This is a genomic window from Streptomyces sp. R302 (assembly GCF_012927245.1).
Lineage (GTDB): Bacteria > Actinomycetota > Actinomycetes > Streptomycetales > Streptomycetaceae > Streptomyces.
Map to the genome: position 1 here is coordinate 609,469 of NZ_JABBGE010000004.1, position 24,993 is coordinate 634,461.

Below are 24,993 nucleotides of genomic sequence, written 5' to 3' on the forward strand. Positions count from 1 at the left end.
GTGGTTCACGGGGCGGTGCTCGTTCCTGTGGTGCGCGCTGGTGCGGGTACGGGAGTGGGTGCGGGTGCGGGTGCGGGTGCGGGCGTGGGTACGGGCGGGTGTCTGAGCAGGTCGGCGACCTGGGCGCCGTAGGTGTCCAGGCCCTCGGCGCCGCCGCCCGGCAGGCCGGTGAGGCCGGGCAGCAGGTCCCCGAAGGCGTTGACCTCGCCGACCGCGAAGCGGCGCCAGCCGGCGCCCGGCAGTAGGTCCACCCCGACGCACCGGGTGCCGGGGAAGGCCGCCGCCGCGCCCTCGCAGACGGCGACCGCGTCCTCCCAGCGGCCGCCGGCGGCGGTGATCGCCGTCCGCGCGGCGGCGAGGTCGCCGCGGGCGCCGCCGAGGTGCAGATTGGTCAGCGGCGAACGGCTGGTGCGGACCACCGCGTGGGTGGCGCGCCCGCCGGTCACCACCACCCGCAGGTCGGCCGCCCGGCCGCCCTGGACCGCCTTCGGCAGCCAGCGCTCCACGTGCAGGCCGTCCGGGGCGAGCGCGTCGACCAGCGCGCCGACCTCCCGCGCGCCCGTGTAGCGGCGTATCCGCAGCGAGTTGAAGAGCCGTCCGGCGCCGTCCCGTTCGACCGAGGTGGCGGCCTGCACCCGGCCCCCGCCGGCCGTCTCCACGGCCAGCACCCCGGAAGCGGAGGAGCCGTGGGCCGGCTTGACGAAGACCCGGCGCAGCCCGGCCCCCGCCATCAGCGCCACCAGGTCGTCCCAGCCCCGCACCGGCGCCCCGCCGGGACCGGAGGTCGGGGAGGCGGGGACGGGCACCCCGGCGGCATCGAGCCGGCCGTGGGTGAGCCGTTTGTCGAAGAGGACCGCCGTCTCCGCCGGGTTGTCGACCAGCACCGCGCCGGAGCGGTCCGCCTCGGCGGCGAGCCCGGCGAGGGCGGCGGTGAACCGCTCGTACCAGACCCTGCCCCCCTCCACCCGGGCCGGATCGTCCGTGCCGCGCAGCAGCAGCTCGACCTCCGGCACCTCACCGGGCGAGTCGACCCGCACGGTCTCGCCCGCCGCGAAGCGGGCCCGGCCGCGCAGGACGTCCGTCCACGGCACGGCCCGCACCCCGGGCAGCCCGGCGGCGCGCACCGCGTCCTGGAAGAACGCGACGCGACGCCCCGCCGGATCGCCGACGACCACGAGGCGCGGGCCCGCCGTCATTCGGCGATGGCGACGTAGCGCCAGACGTCCCCGTCGCCGTCGTCCTCCGGGGTCTGCGGGTCGTCCAGGACGACCCGCACCCCGTGCGGGGCGAGCGCGGCGGTGAGCCGCTCGCCCATCGCCTCCGACAGGTAGTGGTGCTCCAGGTCCAGCTCCGTCAGATGGGTCAGCGGCTGGCCGTCGAGCAGCGCGGCCGCGCCCTCGTCGGTGAGCACGCCCATGCTGAGGTCGAGCCGGTCGAGGCGGGCGACGACCGGGGCGCTCGCCACGGCGGCGGCCACCCGGTCCTGGATCACGCTGTTGCACAGGCCCAGGCTGCGCAGGGCCGGGAAGGCCTCGCCGGAGAGCAGCGGCGCCAGGTCGCCGGGCGTGGAGTCGCCGCCGTACTCGTCGGTCCCCAGCCACAGTTCGAGCCGCTCCAGGGCCGGCAGGTCGCTGCCCGCGATGCCGCGCACGACCTCGGCGCCGAGCCCGCCGGTCTCCACGACCAGCGTCTCCAGACCGGTGTGGCGCACCGGCGGGAAGACGAGCCCGGTGCCGCCGCGCACGCCGAACTCCCGCAGCGCCGGGTAGGCGGCCAGCAGCGGCGTCACGTCGGACTGCACGATCCACGAGATCTCGCAGTCCTCCATGGTCATGTCGCCGAGGAAGACCGCCTCCAGCGCGGTCAGCCGGTCGTTGGCGCCGATGAGTGCGGTGACGATGGCGGCGGAGGAGGTGTCGTACGCGTCCTCCCAGCCGCCCACGACGATCGCGCGGACCCGCGCGGTGTCGACGGTCTTCAGGAAGCGCTCGAAGACTGCGTCCCAGCTCTCCTCGTCGTCGTCGTTGTAGGTCGGGCTGGACAGGCGCCAGGCGACGGCCGCCGGGTCGGGCAGCGCGACGCCCGACTCGGCGTCCGGGAGGTCGAGGACGGGGAGGCCGTGGAACTCCTCCAGGTAGGCCCCAATGGTCATGACGGTGCTCCAGACGACGGACGGCGGTACGGGCGTGACGCCCCAGAGTTGTACCAAGCCGCACCGACAGGAGGGGGCGGGGGGTCGGGTCGGAGGGTCGGGTCGGGGGGCGGGTCGGAGGGTCGGGCCGGAGGCGTGCGGGGCGTTGTCAGTGGTGGGCTCTAGCGTCGTTCTCGTGTTCGGGCACCGGGTTCCGGACGGGAAGGGGAGAGCCATGTACCGGCAGGGGGACGTGCTGATCGTGTCCGTCGACGAGCGGGCCGTGCCCGCCCGGGCGAAGGGCGCGCGGAGCGAGCCGAGGGACGGCCGGGGCCGGCTCGTGCTCGCCTTCGGCGAGGTCACCGGACACGCCCACGCGATCCCGGGCCCCGGCCGGCTGGTGCGGGAACCGGGGCCGTACGGCCCGTTCCTCCTCGAACTGCCCGAGGGCGGACGGCTGGTGCACGAGGAGCACGCCCCGATCGTCCTGCCGAGAGGCTGGTACCGGGTGGTGCGGCAGCGCGAGTACGTGCCGGGCGCGTACCGGATCGTGGCGGACTGAGGCGGGACCGGGCGGTGCCGGGCGGTGTCGGAGGAACGGACGGGCATGGGGGAAGGGACGGGCATGGGGCAGGGACGGACATGGGGGACAGGACGATGAACGAGGGTGACGTGTACGAGAAGTGGCGGGCCGTCGCGGCCGCCACCGGGCCGGCCGACCGGACCGCCGCCGAGGCCGGGGTCCGGCTCGCGTACGCCTTCGCGGGGCTGCCCGCGCCGGAGCGGGTGGTGTGGGCGGACTCGCCGCTCGCCGGGGTCGAGCTGGTCGCGGGCCTCGCGGACCGGGGGCGCTCGGTGCGGGAGGAGGTGCGGACCCTGCCCTGGGCGGAGGAGCGCCGCCGCCTCCACGACACGCTCGGCCCGGCCGGGTGGACGGCGCACTGGCAGGCCACCGGAGCCCGGCTCTGGGACCCGGCGCGGGCGCTCGCCGAGCGGATCAGGACCGGGATCCTGGACGTGCTCGGCGACCGGGAGGAACCCGGCGCGCTCACCGAGCTCGCGGGCCGGGAGCTGCTGTACGACGCGGTGCTCGGCCAGCAGGACGCCGCCTGGCTCGCCGCCTTCGACGGGCGCGGCACCCGGCTCGCCGGACTCGCCGCGGTCGCCGAGCAGGCCGGCTGGTGGTGGCCGTACGAGAAGGTCGCGGTCGTCTGCGAACGCCCCGTCGCCCTGCACCGGGACGAGGCCGGGCGGCTCGACCGGGGCGACGGACCGGCGCTCGCCCACCGGGACGGCTTCGCCCTCCACGCCTGGCGCGGCATGCCCGTCACGGCCGGCTTCCTGGCGGGCCTCGCGGACCTCACCCCGGAGCGGATCCGCGACGAGGACAACGCCGAACTGCGCCGCGTGATGCTGGAGTTCTACGGCTACGAGCGCTACCTCGACGATTCCGGGGCCCGCCCCGAGGGCCGCGACGAGGCGGGGGTGCTGTGGCGGATCGAGCTCGGCGACGACGAGGACGTCGTCATGGTCGAGGTGGTCAACTCGACGCCGGAGCCGGACGGCAGCCACCGCACGTACTGGCTCCGCGTGCCGCCCGGCACCCGGACCGCCCGCGAGGGCGTCGCCTGGACCTTCGGCCTGGGCGCCGAGGTGTACGAACCGCTCGTCCAGACCTGAACCGTCCCGGCGCGGGTGCGGAGTGCCGTTCGTACGGTGATCCGCTGGTACGGAGAGGTGAAGGACGGCGCGCGTCAGGAGTGGCGCCCGGGAGGCGGGGGCCCCGGGTGCTGGGATGTGCCCGCCGGAGCCACCGGCACCCCACCGTCGAAGGGACCGCCCCGTGCCGCACCGCCCCGCGCCGCCCACCCTCCCGAACCCTGGCGCCCGCGCCCGCGCCCGCGCCGCCCGCCTGCTCGCCGCAGGCGCGGGCAGCGCCGTCCTCGGAGCACTCCTCCTGGGCACCGCCGCGCCCGCGCTCGCCGCCGCGCCGGAGCGCCCCGCTCCGCGCGCGGCCGCCGTCCGTGCCGAGGCGCCGGCGACCGTCACCGTCACGGGCAGCGGCAGCGCCACCGCCACCCCCGACGTGGCGATCCTCTCGGTGGGCGTGGAGGTCACCAAGCCGACGGCGAAGGAGGCGATGGCGGCGCAGAACACCGCGGCGAAGGCGCTGCTCGCGGTCCTGCGCGAGCAGGGCGTCGAGGACCGGGACATCCGCACCGACAGCCTCTCCCTCAACCCCGTCTACACCCAGACGACCGGGGGCGAGTCCAAGGTGAGCGGCTACCAGGCGAGCCAGACCTTCTCCGCGAAGGTCCGGGACATCGACCGGGCCGGCCAGGTCATCGGGGCCGTCAACGGCTCCACCGGGGACGCCGGCCGGGTCAACGGAGTCGTCTTCGACGTGGCCGACCCGAAGGACCTGCGCGCCAAGGCCCGCGAGGCCGCGTACCGCGACGCGTACGAGAAGGCCTCCCAGCACGCCCGCCTGAGCGGCCACCGCCTCGGCCGCCTGGTCTCCCTCAGCGAGGGCGACTCCCTGCGCCCCGGCCAGGGCACCCTCCCGTCCCTCCCGGCCGACGAACAGAACGTCCCCCTGGCCCCCGGCGAGATCGAGGAGCAGGTGACGGTCTCGGCGGTCTACGAACTGCTCTGACCCCGCGGGGCCGGGCAGGGCGCCGCTCGGCCTCCCGCCCGGCCCGTCTCGGGCACCGGGCACCGGGCACCGGGCACCGGGCGCCGGGCGCCGGACTCCGTTCAGGGGCCGGGCACCGCTCAGGTCCTGGGCGTACTGCTCAGGCGCCGGGTGTCGGGAGGCCCAGTTCGCGGTCGAGGGCCGTGTCGGCCCAGCGGAGCATCGCCGCGCGGGAGAGGCCGCCGGTGTAGACGGTCGTCTGGACGGCGAGGCCGTCCAGGTAGGCGGTGAGGCGCCAGGCGGCGCCCGCCGGGTCCGGGCAGGGGAACTCGCCGGCGGCGACCCCCTCCTCGATCACGGAGGTCAGGGCCCGCCTCCACTCCTGGTCGAGCGAGGCGGCGACCCGGCGCAGCTCGGGGTTGCGCGGTCCGGCCGCCCACGCCTCGATCCACAGCCGCCATCCATCGGCCTGCCCCTGCGGGGCGTACCAGCGGATGGCGGCGCGCAGCCGCCGCACCGCCGCCGAGCGGCGCCCGAAGATCCGCCGCAGCTCGGCGAGCTCGCTCTCGGCGGCGTGCGCGAAGGCCGCCGCGACCAGCTGTTCCTTGGTGGAGAAGTGGTAGAGCACCAGCGCGTTGCTGACGCCGAGGGCAGCGGCCACATCGGCGATCCGGACGGCGGTGGCGCCCCGGGCCTCGATCTGTTCGACGGCGGCCCGCAGCAGTTCCTCGCGCCGCTCGGCCACGCTCAACCGCACTCTCTCCACGCCGAGCAGCCTACACAGCACATGACAGAGTCATGATCGTCGCCGCCGCCCGTTCCGCCACCCGGTCACCCGCCCGTCCGCCTCTCCGTCCGCCCATAATGGAACGACCCCCAGAGTTCAGGAGGACTTGTGACCGGTACCGGCTCCGACCGTTCGCTGCGGGCCCGGCTGCGCGCCCTGCGGCCCGAATCCTTCGGCGCCGAGCCCACGGGGGAGCGGCTGGCCCGCATCCGCCGCTCGCCGCACTTCGCCGACGGTGTCTTCCAGAACCCCGAGGAGGCCCGCCGGGGACCCTCCGGCTCCACCGCCGACCTGATGAAGGTCTACTTCGAGCGGGAGTCGCGGGCCCGCCGGGCCCCGGCCGGGGTGATCCCCGTGCACCCGACGGCCGTGGCCGACCTGGCGCGCCCCGCCGCGAGCGGCCTGCGGATCACCTGGCTGGGCCACTCCAGCGTGCTCGCCGAGATCGACGGCGTACGGATCCTCTTCGACCCGGTCTGGGGAGAGCGCTGCTCCCCCTTCTCCTTCGTCGGCCCCAAGCGGCTCCACCCGGCGCCCGCGCCGCTCGCCGCGCTCGGACCGGTCGACGTGGTGGTGATCTCCCACGACCACTACGACCACCTCGACCTGCCGACGATCAAGGCGCTGGCCTCCACCGACACCCTCTTCGCCGTCCCGCTCGGCGTCGGCGCCCACCTGGAGCACTGGGGCGTCCCGGCCTCCCGGCTGCGCGAGCTGGACTGGCACGAGTCCACCGAGATCGGCGACCTCACCCTCACCGCCACCCCCGCCCGCCACTTCTGCGGCCGCGCCATCCGCAACCAGCAGCACACCCTCTGGGCCTCCTGGTCCGTCCGCGGCCCCCGCCACCGGATCTTCCACAGCGGCGACACCGGCTACTTCCAGGGCTTCCGGGAGATCGGCGCCGCCCACGGCCCCTTCGACGTCACCATGATCCAGATCGGCGCCTACTCCGAGTTCTGGCCCGACATCCACATGACCCCCGCCGAGGGCGTCCGGGCCCACCTGGACCTCCAGGGCGGCACGCCCGGCGGCCTCCTGCTCCCCATCCACTGGGGCACCTTCAACCTGGCCCCCCACCCGTGGGCGGAACCGGGGGAGTGGACCCGCGACGCGGCGGAGGAAGCCGGGCAGGCGGTGGCGCTTCCCCGCCCCGGCGAGCCGTTCGAACCCGCGGGGAAGGTGCCCGCGGACGCCTGGTGGCGCGGCGTGTCCCAGCCCATCGCCCGCCCCTGGCGCCGCCCCCGACCCGCCGAGGTCGTCGCGGAGCCGCGCAGCGAAGATCTCGATCTCGCGGGCGGGCGGTGACGTCGGCACGGGGCATTTCCCGGAGGCGGGCCACCACGGGAACGTGAAAGGCGGCAGGGAGACAACTCCCTGCCGCCTTTCCTTGCTGCTTTTCCGTTACTTCCTGGCCGACAGTTCCTTGACGCAGTAGACGAGGAACTTCAGGGACAGGAGACCGAGGGCCAGTGCTCCCAGGGTCAGCAGAGCACCGGAGAGGCTGGTGAAGGCCACGTTCACGAGAGAACTCGCCACTCCGGCGAAGCCGATTCCGCAGCCCATGACCGCGAGCACGACGTCACGGTGAGTGACCCGCCATTTTCCTACGAACGACGTTCTGCGCTTTCCCATGTCCGTTACCTCGTCACCACTTGACCCGGCCCGTAGGCCCGGGCGCCACGACATCCCGCGGCACGTTGCTGCCCTGTCCCGGCGGAGTGATCCAGAAATCGACGCCGGTCGCGACGAGGGCGACGGGCCAGCCGAAAACCTTCGACCCGACCCTACCAAGACCACCGTAGAGCGTGGGCTTGCGATGCTTGCCCCCGCCGCCGTTGGCCAGGGCGTCGCTCGCCTTGCCGCCCGCGTAGGAGGGGGTGCCTCCCACGAAGTAGTTCCAGGCGTCGGAGCCGTACTTCTTCGCCTTGTCCGTGTCGCCGCTGAAGAGCGACCCGGCCGCGTGGACACCGCTTTCGAAGGAATTCATCCACGAGCGGTAGCTCAGGAACTCGGCGACTTCCTTCACGCCCGGCGGCTCACCCATGCCCGGCTGGTTGCTCACGAGGCTGGCCTTCGTCACACCGCCCGACACACCGCTCGATTTCTTCGAGCTTCCGGACGACACCGCTCTCGAGACTCGGCTGACCGCTCTCTTCACGTACCGCGACACCCGGGAAACGGCTTTCTTGACGCTCCGGATGGTTCTCTTGACGACCTTCCTGACGCTCCGGGCCACCTTGCGGACCACCCGCTTGACCGCCTTGGTGACCTTGCGGACGACCTTCTTGATGGTCTTGACGACCTTCTTGACGACCTTTTTGACGACCTTCTTGACCTTCTTGACGACCCTCTTGACCGCCTTCTTGACGGCCTTCTTCAGCTTTCCGAAGAAGAGGCCGTCGGGGTCCGAGAACGTGACCGGGTTGTTGTTGGCGTACGCATACGGGTTCATCCGCTGCGACTCGCCCGGATCGGTCATCGGGTCGACGCTCAGGAAACGGCCCAGCTTCGGGTCGTACGCGCGGGCGCCCAGCTGGGTCAGGCCCGTGCCGTCCTTCGTACCGTCGACGAAGCCCCGGCCCACCGGCCACAGAGCGGCGGCCACGGAGGCGGCCCCGGCCACGCCGGCCGCGGCGGCGACCGCACCGCGCTCCTCGCCGAAGGGCGCGAAGGAACGGCTCGTCACCTCCTGGGTCGTGGCGTCGATCGCCGTCGTCGCCGTCCCGTGGTGGTCGTCGAAGAGGAACTGCAGGGCGCCGCCGGTCCGGGCCGCGACGGTCTCCCCGTCGAGCTCGTAGTAGCGGGTCCCGGTCCTGGTGGTGCCGTCCGGCTTGAGCAGGAGCTCGTTGCCGCCCGGCAGGTAGAGGGTGGTGCCCTCGCCGTCCTTCCTGAGCAGACGGTTGCCGTCCGCGTCGTAGGTGTAGTCGGTGGTGGCCCGGCCCGCCTCCTCGACCCTGGCGAGCTGGTTCTCGGCGTTCCAGGTCAGGGTCTGGTCCCGGCCGTCCGTCTTGCGGGTGACCGTGTTGCCGGCGGCGTCATAGGTGAAGGAGTCCGTGACCGTCCCGGCACCGCCGCCCTGGGCGGCGGTCACCGAGGTGAGCGCCGACGGCCCGGCACCGCCCGCACCGGGGTAGGCGTAGTCGCGGACCACGTCCTTCGCGGTGTCGCCGGTCAGGTCGTGGCGGGTCTCCTTCGTACGGTGCCCAGGGCGTCGTAGCCGTACGACAACCAGTAGGGCTGGGGCCCGCCGACCGTGGACGGCCCCGCCGGGGCCGCGCAGTCGTCGGTCGACGTCCACGCCTGCGTGAGCCGCTGGAGCGCGTCGGTCACGAAGCACTGGGCGTCCTTCTGCCGGTCCTGGTCCTGGCCCGTCTCCGTGAGGATCCGGGTGATGTTGCCCGCCGGGTCGAAGGTGTACCGCTGGTCCTCGACCCGCTGCGGGGCCATGGTCCGGTCCGTCGTCACCCGCAGCAGCTCGCCGGTGTGCTCGTCGTACGACCACGAGCGTCGACCTCGGTGCCGGACGTCCTGGGCGACGGCAAGCCCTCGGTGTGGACGACCGACTCCGCGGGCAACCTGCTGTCTACGCGGACATCAAGGGCACGGGCACCACCGCCGGAGCGTCCCTCACGGGCTTCCGCTCCCTGACGTGACGTGACGTGACCTGACCTGGACCCACCCACCCGCCCGACAGCGCACGAAGGGGCGCCGGCCACCACGGCCGGCGCCCCTTCGCGTCACCCCGCCAGAACGGCACCGGCGGGCGTGTCGGTGGGTAGGTATCCGGCAGGGGAACAACACACCGCGAGGCAGGGGGAACCATGGGCTATGCGGTGATCGGCATCGCCGTCGTCGTGCTGCTCTGCGCGTTCGTCGGCACCGTTGTCAACTCGTCGTCCGCGCCCGCCTCTCCGGAGCAGGACAAGGACGGCGGAGCGGCCGGCTGCGGAACCGCGTGCGGCGGAGGGTGCGGAGGGTGCGGGGGGTGCGGGTGCGGCGGGTGACCGGCGGAGGGTCGCGGCGGGTTCCGCGGGGCGACCCGTCCGGCCGAACCCGCCCCGAGCCTGGAGCATTTCGGCGTCCGTGCCCTTCATGATCGGTGGACGGGCGTGCGGGCGGAGCCGCCGGCGTGCGCCGCGCCGCCCCACCCGAGCAGCCGAGGATCCACCGTGACTCTGACCCTGACCCTGCCCCTGCCCCTGACCCGCCGCCGACGCCGGACCGCCGGTGTCGCCGCTGCCCTGATCGCCGCGCTCGCGGCCGGGCCCGCCACCGCCCGTACCGCCTCCGCCGCGTCCGCGCCGGTTCCCGCGCCCGACCGGGCCGGGATCGTCGCCGCGCTGAACTCCGCGATGGCCGAGGGCGCTCCGGGGGCGATGGCCCGGTTCTCCGGGCCCGGCGGGGTCGAGAGCCTCGCCGTCGGCGTCCGGGACCGGGCCTCCGGCGCGCCGATGGACCTCCGCGCCCGCTTCCGGATCGGCAGCGTCAGCAAGACCTTCTCCACCGTGGTGCTGCTGCAGCTCGTGGACGAGGGGCGCCTCGCCCTCGACGAGCCGGTCGTCCGGTACCTGCCGGGGCTGCTGCCCGACGACCGGATCACGGTCCGGCACCTGCTCACCCACCGCAGCGGGCTCGCGGACCACACGAACGCCATGTTCGCCGACACCGTGCCCGGCTTCGAGGCCGTGCGCCACCGGGTGTTCACCCACCAGGAGCTGGTCGACCTCTCCCTGAGCGAGCCGCGCACCACCGAGCCCGGCGCCGCCTACCGCTACTCGAACGCGAACTTCGTGGTCGTCGGCATGCTGATCGAGAAGCTCACCGTACAGCCCCTGGACCGCGCCTACGAGCGCCGTATCCTCAAGCCGCTCAAGCTGCGCGACACCTCCTACGTCCACCCCGACACCCGCATCAAGGGGCTGCGCGTCCGCGGCCATCTGCACCCGGACGCGGCCGGCGAGCCGCTGGTGGACTCCACCGAGCAGACCGTCTCCTGGGCGCAGGCCGCCGGCGCGGTCATCTCCAGCGCCGCCGATCTCAACACCTTCACCGGCGCCCTCATGCGCGGCCGGCTCCTCTCCCCGGCGATGCTGGAGGAGATGACGACGGTCACCCCGACCGACACCACGAACACCCGCTTCTACGGGCTCGGGCTGCGCCGCTACGACCTCTCCTGCGGGGCCAGGGTGTTCGGCCACACCGGGACGGTCCAGGGCTACTACACGTACGCCTTCTCGACCCGCGACGGCCGGCGCAGCCTCGCGGCGGTCGCCAACACCTCCAACCACGGCGCCGCGAACACGGCGCTCGGCGGGACGCTCGAAGCGGCCTTCTGCGGCCCGAAGCCGGCACCGGCCGCATCCTCCCGTACCGCATCCGCCCGCTCCGCCTCCGGCGCGGACACCGCCGGGACCGCGCCGCTGCCGGCCGAGCGCGACCTGCCCGAGCGGTACTGATCCACCGGGGCCACCGTTCAACCGGCCGGAAGGCTGCGGGGGCCCGCGCAGTGGGCGCCCGTCTCCTCCACCCGGCGGCGCAGCTCCCGGTCGGCCGTGATGACCAGACACGGCCGGCCGTGGGCCAGGCGGGCCAGCTCGGCGATCAGGTCGTCGCCGCTGCCGGGCGCCTCCTCCACCCGCACCCCCGGCACCGAGCCGACGCCCCGGGCCCGGCCCTCGACCACGAGCACGATCTCGTACGGCCCCGGGAACGGCCCGTCGGAGGGCCCGCCGTGCGCGGCCAGCCGGTCCCGCAGGCGCTCCGCGGCGCCCCGCCGGTCCCGCCACCAGCCGTCCGGGACGGAGCCCACGACGTTGGCCCCGTCCACGACGAGCAGCGGACGGCGGGAGGGCTCGGCTTCGGCGTTCATGGGACCAGGATGACAGCCCTCCCGTACCCCCGCCCGGATCCCACCCCAGAGCATTCACGCTCCGTGACGGGCGCGGTCGGGGAGGGGCCGTCCGGAGGCCTCCCGGGGATTCCGCTCGTCGTCGCGACGGGTGCGTTTCCGCAGAGAGGGGAGGTCAATTGGCCTCTCCGCCCACTTTCGTACGGTTCCGGTCTTCGACAACTCCCGTGTCGAACCGACGACTTTCAGCCAATCGATCTCGGCCGCGTACCGACGGGTCGGTAGCAGATTTCCCAGGTCTACGGGCAAGTTTGCCAACTGCGCACCGCACGTGAACGGTTGGCGACTACAGTGTGTGGTCGGTGATCATCGGTAGGCTCATCGCACCTGCCGTCCCCCCATCCCCTCAGTACGCCGATCTCCCGGGCACGTACCAAGGACATCCATGTCACAACTTCGCGCACCCGCCCCGCGGTCCGACCGCCGCGAGGGCGGGCGGCACGGCCGTTCGGGCGCCCGCACCACGACCACGGGCGCCGGCCAGACCAGGCCCGCGGCGGCCACCCCCGTCGAAGTCCGCATACGCCCCCAGCTGTTGCGCACCTCGGTCCTGCCCGCCGTCGCCGTCGCCCTCGGCGGCGCCGCCGCCGTGCTCTTCACCCTCCGCTCCACCGGCACCGCCCCGACGCCCGGCCTGTGGGCCGCGCTCGCCGGCGCCGCCGCCCTCACCGTCGCCTCGGTGACGGCCGCCGCGCTCGGCGCCGACCGCGCCGCCCGGGCCGTCCTCGACCGGGTCGGCGCGCTGCGCCGCGACGCCGCCCAGACGCAGGGCGAACTCCGTACGGTCGTCGAACAGTTGCGCCGCGGCGAGGACCTGGGCCCCCGGCCCGCCCTCCCCGACACCACCCACGGCGACGAGTTCGACCGGCTCGGCGCCGAACTGGCCCGCTCCCACGAGGCGGCCGTCGCCGCCGTGGTCCAGGCCTCCCGCCTCTCCTCCAGCGTCGGCAACGAGCAGAAGGTCGAGGTCTTCGTGAACCTCGCCCGCCGGCTCCAGTCCCTCGTCCACCGAGAGATCCAGCTCCTCGACGAGCTGGAGAACGAGGTCGAGGACCCCGACCTGCTCAAGGGCCTCTTCCAGGTCGACCACCTGGCCACCCGCATCCGCCGCCACGCCGAGAACCTCGCCGTCCTCGGCGGCGCGATCTCCCGCCGCCAGTGGTCCAACCCGGTCACCATGACCGAGGTGCTCCGCTCCTCCATCGCCGAGGTCGAGCAGTACCCCCGCGTCAAGCTCGTCCCGCCGATCGACGGCACCCTGCGCGGCCACGCCGTCGCCGACGTCATCCACCTCCTCGCCGAACTCGTCGAGAACGCCACGGTCTTCTCCGCGCCGCACACCACCGTGCTGCTGCGCGCCCAGTACGTCACCGCCGGCCTCGCCATCGAGGTCGAGGACCGCGGCCTCGGCATGCCCGTCGTCGAGCAGAACAAGATGAACGCGCTGCTCGCCGATCCCGACCAGGTCAACGTCGCCCACCTCCTCCAGGACGGCCGCATCGGCCTCTTCGTGGTCTCCGCGCTCGCCCGACGCCACGGCATCGCCGTCCGCCTCCAGTCGAACATCTACGGCGGGATCCAGGCCGTCCTCGTCCTCCCGCAGGGCCTCCTCGGCGCCGACCCCGAAGGCCTCGCCCAGCACGAGCGCCAGACCGCCGCCGTCACCGGCGCCACCCCGCAGCAGCACCCCCAGCAGCTGCCGCAGCCGCAGCCGCCCCGGATTCCGGCACAGGCCCCGGCCCCGCAGCCCCAGCAGGCCCCGGCCCCGCAGCCCCAGCAGGCTCCGGCCCCGGAGGCCGCCCCGCAGCCCCAGCACGCCCGGCACGTCGAGGCGCCGCACCCCCGTGGCGACGCCCCCACCGCGCAGCTCGCGCCGGTCCCGGACGCCGCCCCCGCCCCCGTACCCACGGAGGCCCCGGCCCCGGCCCCGTACGCCTACCAGCCCCCCGCCCCGGAGCGCCCCTACGCCCCGGCCGGGTTCGGCGCCGTGCCGCCGGCGGCACGGCCGGAGGCGCCCGGCCGGCCCGACCTGCCCAAGCGGCGCGCCCAGGAGCACCTCGTCCCCCAGCTGCGCGACGAGCCGCAGGCCCGTCCCGCCGAGGAGCACGCCCTGCACGACCCCGGCCTGATGGCCGCCTTCCAGCGTGGGATCGGCCTCGCCGAATCCCAGCCCACCCCCCAGGAGTCGCTGCGTCACGGCGACGCGCACAAGGAGTAGACACACAATGGCGAGCAATGTGCCGAACGGCCATTCCTCGGATCTCGACTGGCTGCTGAGCGGTCTGGTCCAGCGGGTCCCGTACACCCGCAGCGCGGTCCTGCTCTCCTCCGACGGCCTGGTGAAATCCGTCCACGGGCTCGACCCCGACGCCGCCGACCACATGGCGGCGCTCGCCTCCGGGCTCTACTCGCTCGGCCGCAGCGCCGGCGTCCGGTTCGGCGACGGCGGCGAGGTCCGCCAGGTCGTCGTGGAGCTCGACTCCACCCTGCTCTTCGTCTCCACCGCCGGCTCCGGCACCTGCCTGGCCGTCCTCGCCGGGCGGGAGGCCGACGCCGCCGTCCTCGGCTACGAGATGGCGATGCTGGTCAAGAGCGTCCGCCCGTACCTGATGACGCCCGCCCGGCAGGCGGCCGCAGCGGCGGGTGGCGCCGGTCAGTGAACGCCTCACCCCCGCAGGAAGGGCCCTGGCTCGACGACGCGGCCGGCCGGCTGATCCGCCCCTACACCGTCAGCGGCGGACGGACCCGGCCCACCACCTCGCTCGACCTGCTCTCCCTGGTGATGGCGACCGGCTCAGGACCGCTGCCGCACATGGGCCCCGAGCACGGGCTGGCCCTCGGGCTGTGCCCCGGGCCCACCTCGGTGGCCGAGATCGCGGCGCACTTAAGGCTGCCGGCGGCCGTCACCAAGGTCCTCCTCTCCGACCTCGTGGACTGTGGGGCCCTCACCGCGCGGGCCCCCCGCTTCCACGCCAACCCATCCGACCGTTCCTTGCTGGAGGCAGTGCTCGATGGCCTACGACAGCGGCTCTGAACGCCATGACGGTCTCGCGGCCGACCCCTTCCCCACCGCGCTGAAGATCCTGGTGGCGGGGGGTTTCGGCGTGGGAAAGACGACCTTCGTCGGAGCGGTGAGCGAGATCGAACCGCTCAGCACGGAGGAGCTGCTGACCTCGGTCAGCGCCGCCACCGACAGCCTGGAGGGCGTGGAGAACAAGACCACGACCACCGTGGCCATGGACTTCGGCCGGATCACCCTCGACGACCGCAACGTCCTCTACCTCTTCGGCACCCCGGGCCAGGAGCGGTTCTGGTTCATGTGGGACGAGCTGTCCGAGGGCGCGCTCGGCGCGGTCGTCCTCGCCGACACCCGGCGCCTCCAGGAGTGCTTCTCGGCGATCGACTTCTTCGAACGCCGGGGCATCGCCTTCGTGGTGGCGGTCAACGAGTTCGACGGTGCCTTCCGCTACGACCGGGACGAGATCCGGCAGGCCCTCGACCTCGACCCCCAGGTGCCGATCGTCCTCTGCGACGCCCGGATCTCCAGCTCCGCCATCAGCACGCTGCTGACCCTCGTCCAGCACCTCCTCAACTCGACACCGGCCAGCGAGCCGAGCTTCGGAGTCACGCCATGACCTACGACCCGACCGGTCACCTCCTCCTGACCCCCATCGACAAGGAGGCCCCGGACCGGGTCCGGCGGCTGCGCGAACTGGGCCTCGGGGAACGCCCGGACCCGGCCTTCGACGAGTTCGCGCAGCGGCTCGCCGAGATCACCGGAGCCCCGTTCTCGATGGTCAACTTCATCGACGAGAACCGGCAGTTCTTCGCCGGACTGCACACCCCGGGCGGCTCCCACTCGGGCAGCGACCTGGGCGCGGCGGCGGCCGGCACGGGCGGCGTCGGCCGGTTCATGGCCCGCGACCACGGCTACTGCCCGCACGTCGTGGTCCGGCGGAAGGCGCTCGTCCTGGAGGACGTCTGCGACTACCCGCGCTTCGCGGGCAACCCGGTCGTCGACGAGATCGGCATCCGCTCCTACATGGGCGCGCCGCTGATCGACCGGACCGGTGTGGCGCTCGGCACGATCTGCGTGGTCGACACCGACGTCCGGCCCTGGGGCCGTTCGGGCCTGGAGACCATCAAGCAGATGGCGGCGGAGCTGGTCGAGCAGATCCACCGCCGCGAGGACGGCAGGTTCTGACCCGCGTCCACCCACGCGGAGGCAGGGCCCGTACGGCACGCCGTACGGGCCCTCGCCCTTTCCGGGTCTCAGGCGGGGGCGGGTTCCGGTTCCGGGGTGCGGACCAGTTCGGAGAGCCGCTCCGACCAACTGCCCTTGTCCTGGCCCAGGGCGACCTCGCCGAGCCGGAGGAGCTGGATGTCGGAGGTGCCGGCCGGCGCGAAGATGTGGTGCGCGTCGCGGAGGTACCGCTCGATGGAGCGGTCGGTGAAGAGGCCGGCGGCGGCGTGGATCTCCATGGCGTTGCGGCCGGAGTCGATGGCCGACTCGACGTTCACCAGCTTGGCGTTCATCAGCTCGGTGTCGCAGGAGCGGCCCTGGTCGAGCAGGTGCACCGCGTGGTACGCGGCGAGCCGGGCGGTCATCAGGCGGGACTGCATCTGGCCCAGCTTGAGCTTCACCGTGGGCAGCTCCGACAGCGGCTCGCCGTAGCGGATCCGCTCGCTGGCGAAGCGGGTGGTCTCCTCCAGGATCGCGGTGTGGATGCCGAGGGAGACGGCGGTGAGGTTGGCCCGGCCGTAGAGCACGCTGGAGGAGTACGCGACGGCGAGGCCGTCGCCCTCGTCGCCCAGCCGGTTGGCGGCCGGAACCCGGCAGTTCTCGAAGATCAGCTCGCCGAAGCTGAAGCCGTGCAGACCCATGGCCGGCTGCTGCGGGCCGAGCCGGAAGCCCGGGCGGTCGGCCTCGACGAGGAAGGCGGTGAGCCCCTTCGACCCGGGCCCGGTCCTGACCACGACGCCGTGCAGATCGCCGACGTGGCTGTTTCCGACGTAGATCTTGCTGCCGTTGATGATGTAGTCGTCGCCGTCGCGGACGGCGCTCGCCTCCATGCCGAGGACGTGGCCGCCGGACTCCGGCTCGGTGACCGCGATGGTCGGCAGGCACTCGCCCGAGGCGACCTTCGGCAGCCAGGTCTTGCGCTGGGCGTCGGAGCCGAAGTGGACGATCTTGGCGGTGCCCAGCTGGGAGGCCTGGACCATGGCGCCCATGGCTCCACTGACCCGGGACAGCTCCTCGATGATGATCGTCTTGGCGAGGTGGCCCGCGCCCATGCCGCCGTACTCGGGACTGATCGTCGCGCCCAGCCAGCCCTGCGCGGCGATGAGCCGGGACAGCTCGTGGTGGACCGTGCGGGAGGCCTCCATCTCGGCTATGCGGGGCCGCACCTCCCGTTCGGCGAAATCGCGCACGGTCTCCCGCAGCCGATGATGAAGCCGGCTGCTGAAGTAGCTGTCCATACGAGTACCTCCCTGCGAAACGCCTGCCCGGCGGGGTCCGGACAGGTGGTGCATCGGCGGTGGTCCCGTCCCGAACAGGCCGACCCATTTATGGTGTTGATCTTTACGGGGTGGATCAATATCGCCCCCGTCTTTGTCTGAAACCTGTGCTGTTGACGATCACTTCCGACTGTGTTGCGGGCGATCTGGAGCCTTGGCGTCCGCCCGGAACCCTCACGGAGGGTCGATTTCTCGCCACATTCCGGAGGCACGTGCCGCCGTCCCGCATCGCGTCCCGGAGTGACCCCGGCAAAGCGGTTCGTGACCACCCGGGGAAGTGCGGTATGGTTCTCTTGCACGACCGGCCAGGGGAAACCCCAGGTCAGACGGGCAACGGGACGTGGCGCAGCTTGGTAGCGCACTTGACTGGGGGTCAAGGGGTCGCAGGTTCAAATCCTGTCGTCCCGACTCGAGAGAGTCGTTGATCGAGGGGCTGTTCCAGAGTGATCTGGAACAGCCCCTTGATCGTTCTTGGGGACCAGTTGGGGACCAACCCGTCTTGACCGGTCAGCGGGCGACCGCGAGGGGGCTCGGCAGGGACCGGGGCGCGCGCCTTCGTCCGGGGCGGGAGCCTCGCCCGGCACGGTCTCGCCGTTTCCGGTGCGGTCGGCTCGGGCTCGGTTCGGTGGTCGTCGCTCTCTCGCGCACCGCCCCCGTGACTGTGGCCACCACCCTCGGCGGACTCGCCGCCCATACCGGCGGCGATCGTGCTCAGACCCAGACAGCTGCCACCAGCGACGAGCACGACCGCCAGGCCCAGGGGGCTGAGCATGCGGCGGGCAGGCGTCTCGGCGTCCTTGATGACGAAGGCCACGAACGAGACCACGGTGCCCAGCGGGACGAGGACCGCGCCCCGGGCGGGGAAGTCGTCGAAGTGCTGGAGTCCTCCGCTGAGCATGCCGATGCCGAACGACAACAACAGCGAGGCGCCGATCACGACGAGCGCGCGGCGGCGCGCCCTCCGCCCGTCGATTCGGCGGTGGGCTCGGTCAGCCGTACGAGGGCGCTCTGGACGAGGCCGGTCGGCGGCCGTGCGCGAGCGGGACAAGGGTGCGGCCCGCGCGGGCGCGGGCGAGGCGCCACGAGTGACGTCGCGCGTGGGCGCGACGGTGTCTTCCAGATACGGAGAACGGCCGGGGCCGGGCCGTATGCCACTCCGGGATCAGACGTGGTGGCGGGCACGCCGGAACAGAAGGCGACCGGGTGGTCAGTCACCGTCAGGGGTGCCACAGGCGGGGGAGCGACGTCGAGGCCCGCCGGGGGCTGACCGGGTCGCGCAGTCCGCGAGCGTGTGCGCCCCATGGCCCCCGCCTCCGTGCGCGTCGGCGGACGTGGTGGTCTCGCCATGGACGTGAACAGGGGAGGCGGCGGCGAGATGGCCAGGAGACGGATCGACGCCGAAGTCGGCACGTGGCCCCTGACCAGGGTCACGCCCGGACACCGTCTCCACGCGGAAGTCCCCGCCACCGACCGGCTGAACGCCGCCACAGAGTGCGGCCGGGAACTGGAAGGTCGTGCACGGTCCATCGACGTCGAAACGGTGGTCGTCGCAGGAGACGTCTGGGCCCGCGGCATCCTCAACCGCCGACTTCCTGCTTCCCTGCGCAGGCACGTCACCACCGTCGAAGGCGCCGGTGAGCCGAGCCCGGGGCGGGCCTTGCTTCAACAGCAGCTCGACGGCCTCTTCGAAGGGCGCATAGCCGCGCACGAACAGGCGCTGCTGAATGCCCTCCTCGCCGGGCGCGCCCACGGCGGAGCCGCCGCGGAGGGCCTCGCCGCCGCCGTATCAGCGTTGCAGCGCGGCCAGGTCAAGGCCCTCTTCCTCAACAACCACCCCGAGTCGCCGCTCCGCCTCTGGGTGGGCCAGGAACCCGGCCAGATCGCCCTCACAGAACAGGAACTGCGCTCCTACGGCATACGGGAGGCCAGCGAGGAACGAGCTGACGCGGCCCTGGCCCGCGCCCTCGTCGGCCCGGGGGGCCGAACTGGTCGTGGTACCCGGGCGGAAGCTGCGACTGAGCGACGGCGTGGCCGTGCTGCTGCGCTACCCGGACCCTGATTGTTGCGGGTCACTCGCCCGCCGCCGCGACATGGTGCTGCGCCTGTCATGGGCGCGGCGGAGCCGGGCCGTCGCCGAGGAACTCGACTCCGACAGGGGAGCGCGCTCCTGGACGTACCGGCCTCGGAACTCTCGGCGACCACGGTCGACTTCATGCGGTGCGCGTCATCGTGCTGCTTTCACGACGGCGACGAGAACACCTTGCTGCACCGGGTCCGGCCACCCGGCCGCCGCGCGGGTCTTCGCGGCCTGTGCTGCCGACTTCGGAGGCCGGAACCGGCCGCGCGACGGGGCGGACCCCGGCCCTCACAGGCGGATGACGACGAGGGCGGTGTCGTCGGTGAGTCCTGCCGGGGGGATGAGGTCGGTCAGCAGCGTGTCGGCGATCGTGTCCGGGTTCGCGGCACCGTGACGGGTGATCGATTCGGCGAGCCGGGCCAGGCCGGTATCGATGTCCTCGCGGCGGCGCTCGATCAGCCCGTCGGTGTAGAGGACGAGGACGGAGCCCTCGGCGAAGGAGGTGTGGGCCTGAGGGCGGGCGACGTGCTCGGGTCGTGCGCCGAGCGGAGGGTCGGTGGCCTGGTCGAGGAAGGTGACGGTGCCGTCAGGGTGCCGGAGGACGGGCGGGGGGTGACCGGCGCTGCTGTACGTGAGGGTGTGGGTGTTCCAGTCGATGAAGACGGAGACGGCGGTGGTGGATTCGGCGCCGTCGACGGAGCGGGCGTACAGGCCGAGGACCTCCAGGGCCTGGGCGGGGCCGTCGGCGACGCGGGAGGCGGCGGACAGGGCGCTGCGCAGCTGGCCCATGACGCCGGCCGCGCGAAGGCCGTGGCCGACGACGTCGCCGACGGCCACGGCGGTACGGCCGTGACCGGGCAGGTCGACCAGGTCGTACCAGTCGCCGCACACGTTCAGGGCTCCCACTGCGGGCTGGTAGCGCACCGCCGCCCGGTGATGGACGAGTGGGCGGGGCGCGGGCAGCATCGCCTCCTGCAGATGCAGGGCGACCTCGCGCTCCCGGGCATGGGCCTGGCGAAGGCGCTCGTTGACCTCCTGGAGTTCTCGCGCGCGGGTGTACAGCTCGGCCTCGAGGACCTGGGCGCGGTCTCCACCGGACCGGCCGCCACGGGCGCGGATGAGTTCGGTGACCTCCTCGACCCGGTGCAGCAGCAGTGCCACGGTGCCGTCGGGGGCGAGGACGGGCACGTTGACCGGGCTCCAGTACCGCTCCTCCCACACCCCGGGCCGGTCGGGATACTCCACGTCGTACCGTTGCAAGGCCATGGTGTCCGGCTCGCCGGTGTCCGCGACGCGCCGGAGCGAGGCGTACAGGTTGCGCATCCCGGTGGCGGCGGGGTCATCGGGGTTGTCGGGGAACACGTCGAACAGGTAACGGTCGACCACCTGCTCACGGGTCCGGCCCGCCATCGACAGGTACGCCTCGTTGGTGTCCACGAACACCAGATCACGGGTCAGCAGCGCCACGGCGCCCGGCAATGCCCCAAAGACCGCCTGGTAGTCGATTCCGGCACTGTTCACCATGTACCTGCCCACTCCGCGGCGTACCGATCACGTGCTTCCCTCACGGATCGCACTGTCTGCGAACCGGCTGGCCGCGGCCAGCCCAGAGTGGGCCGTTTGGCTCTCTGGCGGCGCCGGTCCGCCTGCCCGCGCCACGAGGGTGGCGAACGCTGCCGGTATGAGCGATGTCGATCCAGACCTCGTCACGCGGCTGGGTCGGGGCGGTGTGTCGAGCTGCCGACCGCCGGAGGTTACGGACATCACCGAGGGGCACAGCCCGTGACCATGCCGGTGAACTGCTGCCTCACACGCTGGGGCAGATCCTGATCGGCACATGATCCCGGCCGGGTCCGAGCGGGATCTGCACGGCACCGTGATCAGCTTCGAGGCCGGAGTGTCGACACCGACGTTCGCTCCACGTGGAGCGTCACCGCCACCGGCCGCGCCAGTGCCTCACTCGGCACCGGCCGGACCTCGTGTCCGACCGTGGAGGCCGCTACCGCAGGAGGACCTGCCGTGCCTGGAGACCACTGAGGCCACTCGATGGCTCTTCCCGTTGGTTCGTGCCCGGCCCGGGCGAGGACCAGGCAGGGCTGCCCCGGCCCGGCGGCGCCGCCAGGCCGTCCGTGCCCGCAGACCGCTCTGCTTCAGACCGGGCGCTCGGTCGCGCTGTCGAAGGCGTCGCTGTTCGGGCGACCTCGCGGGGAGGGCTCGCAGACGAAGCCCCGGCGCCTGCCGGAGCGTCGATCCGGTCGCTATGCCACTGCCGAGCCGCTTTTCCACGAGGAGCCGATACCGGCCCTGCGAACGTCCCCTTCGACGCTTCCCCCGTCTGCCTCACCCTCGCCTACTGGTCTCCACAGGTTCGCGGATGAGTGATCGCAGCTCGCTGTGCGGCCAGGACGCCACGCTTCATCGGCCACCTGATGGCAGTACGGCATGGGGCTGGGGGGACCACTTGGGGACCAACCCGTCTTGACCGGTCAGCGGGCGACCACGACGGGGCTCGGCAGGGACCGGGGTGCGCGGAGCGCGTTGAGGTGTGCGGAGAGGGCGGCGCCGACGGCGGTGATCTTGGGCGTCGACGTCACGGTACACGTCCTCCGAGAGATCGCCTCCTGCGCCTCGTTCCGGGTGAAGGTCGCGTGTCTTTCATGAACCTCCCGGCGGTAGCCGCCTCGTGCCGGATCCGTGCTCCGATGGGGACGTGTCCCAGGACCCGGTCGGCACCATCACCCTTTGTGGCAGGAAGGAAGGACCAAGAAGTCGAGTGATCAGATGCAACGGCGTCCGCTGCCGCACGACTTCCACCCGCCGGTGCCCGACCTGGCGGTGAGCAGCACGGACCTGACCGATGGTGGGACGCTCCCGGACACCCATGTGTACGCAGTCACGTGCTATGCCTCGGACGAACCGGCCGGCAACGGGTTCTGGCACTGGACGGTCTTCGACATCCCGGCGGACGTCGTCGAGCTGCCGGCGGGGCAGGAAACGGGGACCTCGAAGGATGGCCTGCTGGTGCCGTGCAGGTACGGAACGACTACGGCAGCAGGGACTTCGGCGGGGCCCTCCGGAAGGGGACGGCCCGCACCGGTACGTGTTCACGGTGTACGCCGCCGACCGGGAGAAGCAGGGCCCGGACGGGGACGCGACGCCGGCCCTGGTGGGGTTCCACCTGCGGTTCCGCGCAATCGCCCGCGGCCGGCCGGTAGCCCGCTGCGAGGAGCAGGGCACCGGGGCGCAGCCGTACCCGGCAGCCCGGTTCCGCCCTCTCTCCCGGCCCGTCGCGCCGAGACTCGTCCGATCTCCGCGCGTTCTTGCACGATCCTGCTCCCATCGGGGAATCCTGCCGGGTCTCCCGGCGAGATGGGAGGCACGTCCCTCGACGAGCTCCGCGGCCTGCTGGGCCGCCACGCGCGGCCCGATCCGAACAAGGCCATCGACGGTGTCCGGATCCGCCGGGCCGGACCGGGCGCTGAGCCGGAGTACGCGATGCCCGGCGCGATACTCGCGGTCATCGCCCGCGGGGCCAAGCGGCTCGCGCTCGGAGGCAGAGTGTACGAGTACGGCGTCGGCCAGCACCTGGTCGCCTCGGCCGACCTTGGTCGGACGCGTCGCCCAGGGACCCGAACTCGGTTTCGGCATGAGGCTGGAGCCCGCCGTCATCGCGGAGCCGATGCTGCAGGCGGGGCCGGGTGACCTGTCGCCTTCGACCCGGTCGGCCCGGCCCGGGATCACGGTCAGCGACGCACCGGCAGAGTTGATCGGCGCGATGCTGCGCCTGCTGGACCGGCCGCGCGACCGCCGCGTGCTGGTTCCCTTGGCCAAGCGGGAGACCCTGTGGCGGTTGATGACGGGAGAGCGGGGCGAAGCCGACCGGCAACTCGGCCTGGCGGACGGCGGTCTGACCCACATCGCTCGAGCCGTGGGCTGGATCCGTGACAGCTACGCCGAGGCCTTCCGCGTCGAAGACCTGGCCCGGTCCTCCGGGATGAGCGTTGCCGCGTTCCACCGGAACTTCCAGTCGGTCACGGCGATGAGTCCGATCCGGTTCCAGAAGCGGATCCGTTTGCAGGCGGCACGGCTGCTGCTCGCCTGTCGCCCGCACGACGTGACCGGCGTCGCTTCCCGAGTGGGATACGACAACCCCTCGCAGTTCAGCCGCGCGTACAAGCGGCAGTTCGGCGCGCCGCCGCGCGCAGACGTGGCACGCACGCGGCCCCGCACCGTTCACGCTGCGGCTGCGACGGCCTGACCGCGGCGGTGCGATGCGGGTTACGTCGGTGGTCCGGCCCCAGCCGCTGTGCGAGTGGATCAAGGGCTGCGAGGATCTCGCGGGGGCCGTGCGGTGTGGGGTCAGGGCTTGGGGACGGTGTCGACGTAGTCGGTGCCGGAGCTGCGGAAGCCGTCCACCGCCTTCTGGACGTCCGCCTGAGAGACGGTCTCGTCGGCCTTGTGGTAAACCCAGTCGACCTTCATGTCCCAGGTGCGCGGGCCGCCGGTGAAGGGGAGGTCGATGAACCAGTTGCTGAAGTGGATGTCCATCTGATCGCGCGGGACGTACTTGCCGGAGCTGGTGAACACCTTCTTGCCGTCCAGGGAGTAGGTGACCTTTCCGTCCATGGCGGTGATCATCAGGGTGTGCCAGCCCTCGAGGTGCTGCTTGAGGGTGTCGTGGACCCGGTCCGGAGGGTCGGCCTTGTACCAGCTGACGGTGTCGAGCCGCGGACCCACCGAACCCCAACCGCCGTTCGGCAGGTACTCGAAGTCGAGTTCGCTGTAGTTCTCCGAGGAGCCCGAGGAGGAGATCGGGAAGAAGGTCTGGACGACGTGGTCGCCGTCGCGTCCGCTCGTGGGCTCGTCGCTGAAGTGGACCCGGGCGGCGAAGGTTCCCGTGAAGAAGTTCCGGCTCGTGGTCTGGACCTCGACCTGCGTGGTGCCCTGCGCGGTGCCGTCGGTGGAGGAGCGCAGCCGGAGGACCTTGCCCCCCTCGGCCGTCGGATCGGCGGGGAAGGCGGCGCCTTCGGTGCTCCAGGTGCCCTTGATCCCCGGGCCGCCCCCGCTGGTGCGGATCTCCCAGCCGTTCGCGGCGAAGGAAGGGTCGTCGGCGCCGGTGTAGTCGAAATCGTCGAACAGGGTGCCCGGCGGTCCGGTGGGCGTCGGCGAAACCTCCCGCGCGGGCCCGGCGGCGTCGGTGCCCCCGTCGGCCGCGGGGGCGGTGGAACAGGCGGCGAGCGCGCATATCAGGGCGGGCAACGTGAGCGCCGTCCACGCACGGCGACGAGGGATGCGGCGGGGCTGGCTCACACAAGCTCCTTGGGGCGTAGCGGCGATGGCTGGTCACGCCCCTTGTGCGGGCGTCACATGCTGATCACATGAAGTGAGGCGTCATCCTAGCGAAGGGATTCGGCCATCCCGCCGCGTGCGCCGATCCGATCGCCTGTGGACTGGGGTGCACCCGTCAAACATACCGATCCGGTAACGGCATTCGATCAGGGCATGTCAAAGTCGGATATGTCATAACAGCTGCTCAGATTCGTTCGTTACTGTCCGCTCTACACTTCGCCCGTTCATATCCCTGCACAAAAAGGCCACATTAGATGCGCCAAGTCTCCACGCGCTTTGAGCGTGAACCGGCATACCCGGCGCAGTCCGGCGTGTCTGAATCCAGCCTGCCGGAACCTGCTCCGGCGCCGGTCTTCGTCGACCAGTCGGGTCTGCGCGGCCGTCTGTTCCGGCGCTTCGGCTGGCCGGTCTCCGCGGTCGGCGCGATCCTGGCGGCAGCCATGGGCAGCAGCCTGATCGGTACGCAGTCCCAGGCCCCGGCGATGGACATCCCGCCCAAGTCCCCGTACCTGCCCACCGGGGGACCCCTGCCTCCCTTCTGGCCCTAGCGGGCGCGGTCCGCGCCGCCCCACCCGAAGCCTTC

The 24,993-nt window shown here is 72.7% G+C and carries 22 protein-coding genes, 1 tRNA gene and 2 pseudogenes; 15 read left to right on the top strand and 10 right to left on the bottom strand.

All coding sequences use genetic code 11. From position 1 onward, the window contains the following. Positions 1-5: 5 nt before the first annotated feature. A complete protein-coding gene (locus tag HHL19_RS15820; RefSeq protein WP_169089909.1) occupies positions 6-1,196 on the bottom strand; it encodes an STM4014 family protein in 1,191 nt (396 codons plus the stop codon). Beyond that, a complete protein-coding gene (locus tag HHL19_RS15825) occupies positions 1,193-2,152 on the bottom strand; it encodes an STM4015 family protein (RefSeq protein WP_169089911.1) in 960 nt (319 codons plus the stop codon). Before HHL19_RS15825 ends, HHL19_RS15820 begins: the two co-directional genes overlap by 4 nt. 214 nt (positions 2,153-2,366) lie before the next feature. On the opposite strand from HHL19_RS15825, the gene HHL19_RS15830 reads away from it, so the two are divergent. The 3 genes from HHL19_RS15830 to HHL19_RS15840 all read left to right on the top strand — a co-directional run bounded on the left by HHL19_RS15830 (position 2,367) and on the right by HHL19_RS15840 (position 4,787). Next, a complete protein-coding gene (locus HHL19_RS15830) occupies positions 2,367-2,693 on the top strand; it encodes a hypothetical protein (protein WP_169089913.1) in 327 nt (108 codons plus the stop codon). Positions 2,694-2,788: 95 nt separating this feature from the next. Then, a complete protein-coding gene (locus tag HHL19_RS15835) occupies positions 2,789-3,811 on the top strand; it encodes a DUF6745 domain-containing protein (protein ID WP_169089915.1) in 1,023 nt (340 codons plus the stop codon). 163 nt (positions 3,812-3,974) lie between these two features. Then, positions 3,975-4,787, top strand: a complete 813-nt coding sequence (locus tag HHL19_RS15840) for an SIMPL domain-containing protein (RefSeq protein ID WP_346768360.1) — start codon at positions 3,975-3,977, stop codon at positions 4,785-4,787. 139 nt (positions 4,788-4,926) lie between these two features. On the opposite strand, the gene HHL19_RS15845 is transcribed toward HHL19_RS15840, so the two are convergent. Continuing rightward, complete coding sequence (locus tag HHL19_RS15845) at positions 4,927-5,532, bottom strand: TetR/AcrR family transcriptional regulator (RefSeq protein WP_169089919.1); 606 nt, start codon at positions 5,530-5,532, stop codon at positions 4,927-4,929. 129 nt (positions 5,533-5,661) lie between these two features. Here HHL19_RS15845 and HHL19_RS15850 point away from each other — a divergent pair, with 129 nt between their 5' ends. Then, entirely contained in the window at positions 5,662-6,861 is a 1,200-nt protein-coding gene (locus tag HHL19_RS15850) for an MBL fold metallo-hydrolase (protein ID WP_169089921.1), read from the top strand. A gap of 96 nt (positions 6,862-6,957) precedes the next feature. Here the strand turns inward: HHL19_RS15850 and HHL19_RS15855 are convergent, their stop codons facing one another. From HHL19_RS15855 to HHL19_RS37265, 3 genes are read right to left on the bottom strand one after another with little or no spacing between them, the layout of a single operon-like run. Next, positions 6,958-7,188, bottom strand: coding sequence for a hypothetical protein (locus HHL19_RS15855; protein WP_169089923.1), 231 nt, complete (start codon positions 7,186-7,188; stop codon positions 6,958-6,960). Between the two features lie 13 nt (positions 7,189-7,201). Then, positions 7,202-8,707 carry an RHS repeat-associated core domain-containing protein gene (locus tag HHL19_RS38515; RefSeq protein WP_346768361.1) on the bottom strand — a complete coding sequence of 502 codons (1,506 nt, stop codon included), beginning with the start codon at positions 8,705-8,707 and terminating at the stop codon, positions 7,202-7,204. A gap of 20 nt (positions 8,708-8,727) precedes the next feature. Next, positions 8,728-9,003 (bottom strand): hypothetical protein, encoded by a 276-nt coding sequence (locus HHL19_RS37265; RefSeq protein WP_240981606.1) that lies wholly within the window; start codon positions 9,001-9,003, stop codon positions 8,728-8,730. 746 nt (positions 9,004-9,749) lie between these two features. Here HHL19_RS37265 and HHL19_RS15865 point away from each other — a divergent pair. Further along, a complete protein-coding gene (locus HHL19_RS15865; protein ID WP_169090119.1) occupies positions 9,750-11,012 on the top strand; it encodes a serine hydrolase domain-containing protein in 1,263 nt (420 codons plus the stop codon). Between the two features lie 17 nt (positions 11,013-11,029). Here HHL19_RS15865 and HHL19_RS15870 read toward each other — a convergent pair whose 3' ends face one another. Further along, positions 11,030-11,425 (bottom strand): NTP pyrophosphohydrolase, encoded by a 396-nt coding sequence (locus HHL19_RS15870; RefSeq protein ID WP_169089925.1) that lies wholly within the window; start codon positions 11,423-11,425, stop codon positions 11,030-11,032. Between the two features lie 424 nt (positions 11,426-11,849). Between HHL19_RS15870 and HHL19_RS15875 the strand changes: the two genes are divergently transcribed. Genes HHL19_RS15875 through HHL19_RS15895 form a run of 5 tightly spaced genes read left to right on the top strand, consistent with a single transcriptional unit; the run spans position 11,850 to position 15,668 of the window. Further along, positions 11,850-13,682 carry an ATP-binding protein gene (locus HHL19_RS15875; protein ID WP_169089927.1) on the top strand — a complete coding sequence of 611 codons (1,833 nt, stop codon included), beginning with the start codon at positions 11,850-11,852 and terminating at the stop codon, positions 13,680-13,682. Positions 13,683-13,689: 7 nt separating this feature from the next. Then, positions 13,690-14,124: a roadblock/LC7 domain-containing protein gene (locus tag HHL19_RS15880; protein ID WP_169089929.1), complete on the top strand. Its 435-nt coding sequence runs from the start codon at positions 13,690-13,692 to the stop codon at positions 14,122-14,124. Continuing rightward, the gene (locus tag HHL19_RS15885) at positions 14,121-14,498 is read left to right on the top strand and encodes a DUF742 domain-containing protein (RefSeq protein ID WP_169089931.1); all 378 of its coding nucleotides are present in this window, start codon (positions 14,121-14,123) and stop codon (positions 14,496-14,498) included. The genes HHL19_RS15880 and HHL19_RS15885 overlap by 4 nt, the downstream gene beginning before the upstream one ends. Beyond that, positions 14,476-15,099 carry an ATP/GTP-binding protein gene (locus HHL19_RS15890; RefSeq protein WP_169089933.1) on the top strand — a complete coding sequence of 208 codons (624 nt, stop codon included), beginning with the start codon at positions 14,476-14,478 and terminating at the stop codon, positions 15,097-15,099. The genes HHL19_RS15885 and HHL19_RS15890 overlap by 23 nt, the downstream gene beginning before the upstream one ends. After that, a complete protein-coding gene (locus HHL19_RS15895) occupies positions 15,096-15,668 on the top strand; it encodes a GAF domain-containing protein (RefSeq protein ID WP_169089935.1) in 573 nt (190 codons plus the stop codon). The genes HHL19_RS15890 and HHL19_RS15895 overlap by 4 nt, the downstream gene beginning before the upstream one ends. A gap of 68 nt (positions 15,669-15,736) precedes the next feature. Here HHL19_RS15895 and HHL19_RS15900 read toward each other — a convergent pair whose 3' ends face one another. Further along, positions 15,737-16,945, bottom strand: a complete 1,209-nt coding sequence (locus HHL19_RS15900; RefSeq protein ID WP_169089937.1) for an acyl-CoA dehydrogenase family protein — start codon at positions 16,943-16,945, stop codon at positions 15,737-15,739. A 373-nt stretch (positions 16,946-17,318) separates the two neighbouring features. Here HHL19_RS15900 and HHL19_RS15905 point away from each other — a divergent pair. Together HHL19_RS15905 and HHL19_RS15910 are read left to right on the top strand one after the other, a co-directional pair. Continuing rightward, positions 17,319-17,392, top strand: a tRNA-Pro gene (locus tag HHL19_RS15905). Between the two features lie 937 nt (positions 17,393-18,329). After that, positions 18,330-19,043: a hypothetical protein gene (locus HHL19_RS15910; RefSeq protein WP_169089939.1), complete on the top strand. Its 714-nt coding sequence runs from the start codon at positions 18,330-18,332 to the stop codon at positions 19,041-19,043. A 306-nt stretch (positions 19,044-19,349) separates the two neighbouring features. On the opposite strand, the gene HHL19_RS15915 is transcribed toward HHL19_RS15910, so the two are convergent. Further along, positions 19,350-20,585, bottom strand: coding sequence for a SpoIIE family protein phosphatase (locus HHL19_RS15915; RefSeq protein ID WP_169089941.1), 1,236 nt, complete (start codon positions 20,583-20,585; stop codon positions 19,350-19,352). A 1,257-nt stretch (positions 20,586-21,842) separates the two neighbouring features. On the opposite strand from HHL19_RS15915, the pseudogene HHL19_RS15920 reads away from it, so the two are divergent. Further along, positions 21,843-22,263, top strand: a pseudogene (locus HHL19_RS15920) (YbhB/YbcL family Raf kinase inhibitor-like protein); the annotation flags it as partial. 167 nt (positions 22,264-22,430) lie between these two features. Then, positions 22,431-23,319 (top strand): annotated as a pseudogene (locus tag HHL19_RS15925) (AraC family transcriptional regulator). 101 nt (positions 23,320-23,420) lie between these two features. Here HHL19_RS15925 and HHL19_RS15930 read toward each other — a convergent pair. After that, positions 23,421-24,371 carry a glycoside hydrolase family 16 protein gene (locus tag HHL19_RS15930; protein WP_169089943.1) on the bottom strand — a complete coding sequence of 317 codons (951 nt, stop codon included), beginning with the start codon at positions 24,369-24,371 and terminating at the stop codon, positions 23,421-23,423. A gap of 350 nt (positions 24,372-24,721) precedes the next feature. Here HHL19_RS15930 and HHL19_RS15935 point away from each other — a divergent pair, with 350 nt between their 5' ends. After that, positions 24,722-24,958 carry a hypothetical protein gene (locus tag HHL19_RS15935; RefSeq protein ID WP_169089945.1) on the top strand — a complete coding sequence of 79 codons (237 nt, stop codon included), beginning with the start codon at positions 24,722-24,724 and terminating at the stop codon, positions 24,956-24,958. Positions 24,959-24,993: the final 35 nt, after the last annotated feature.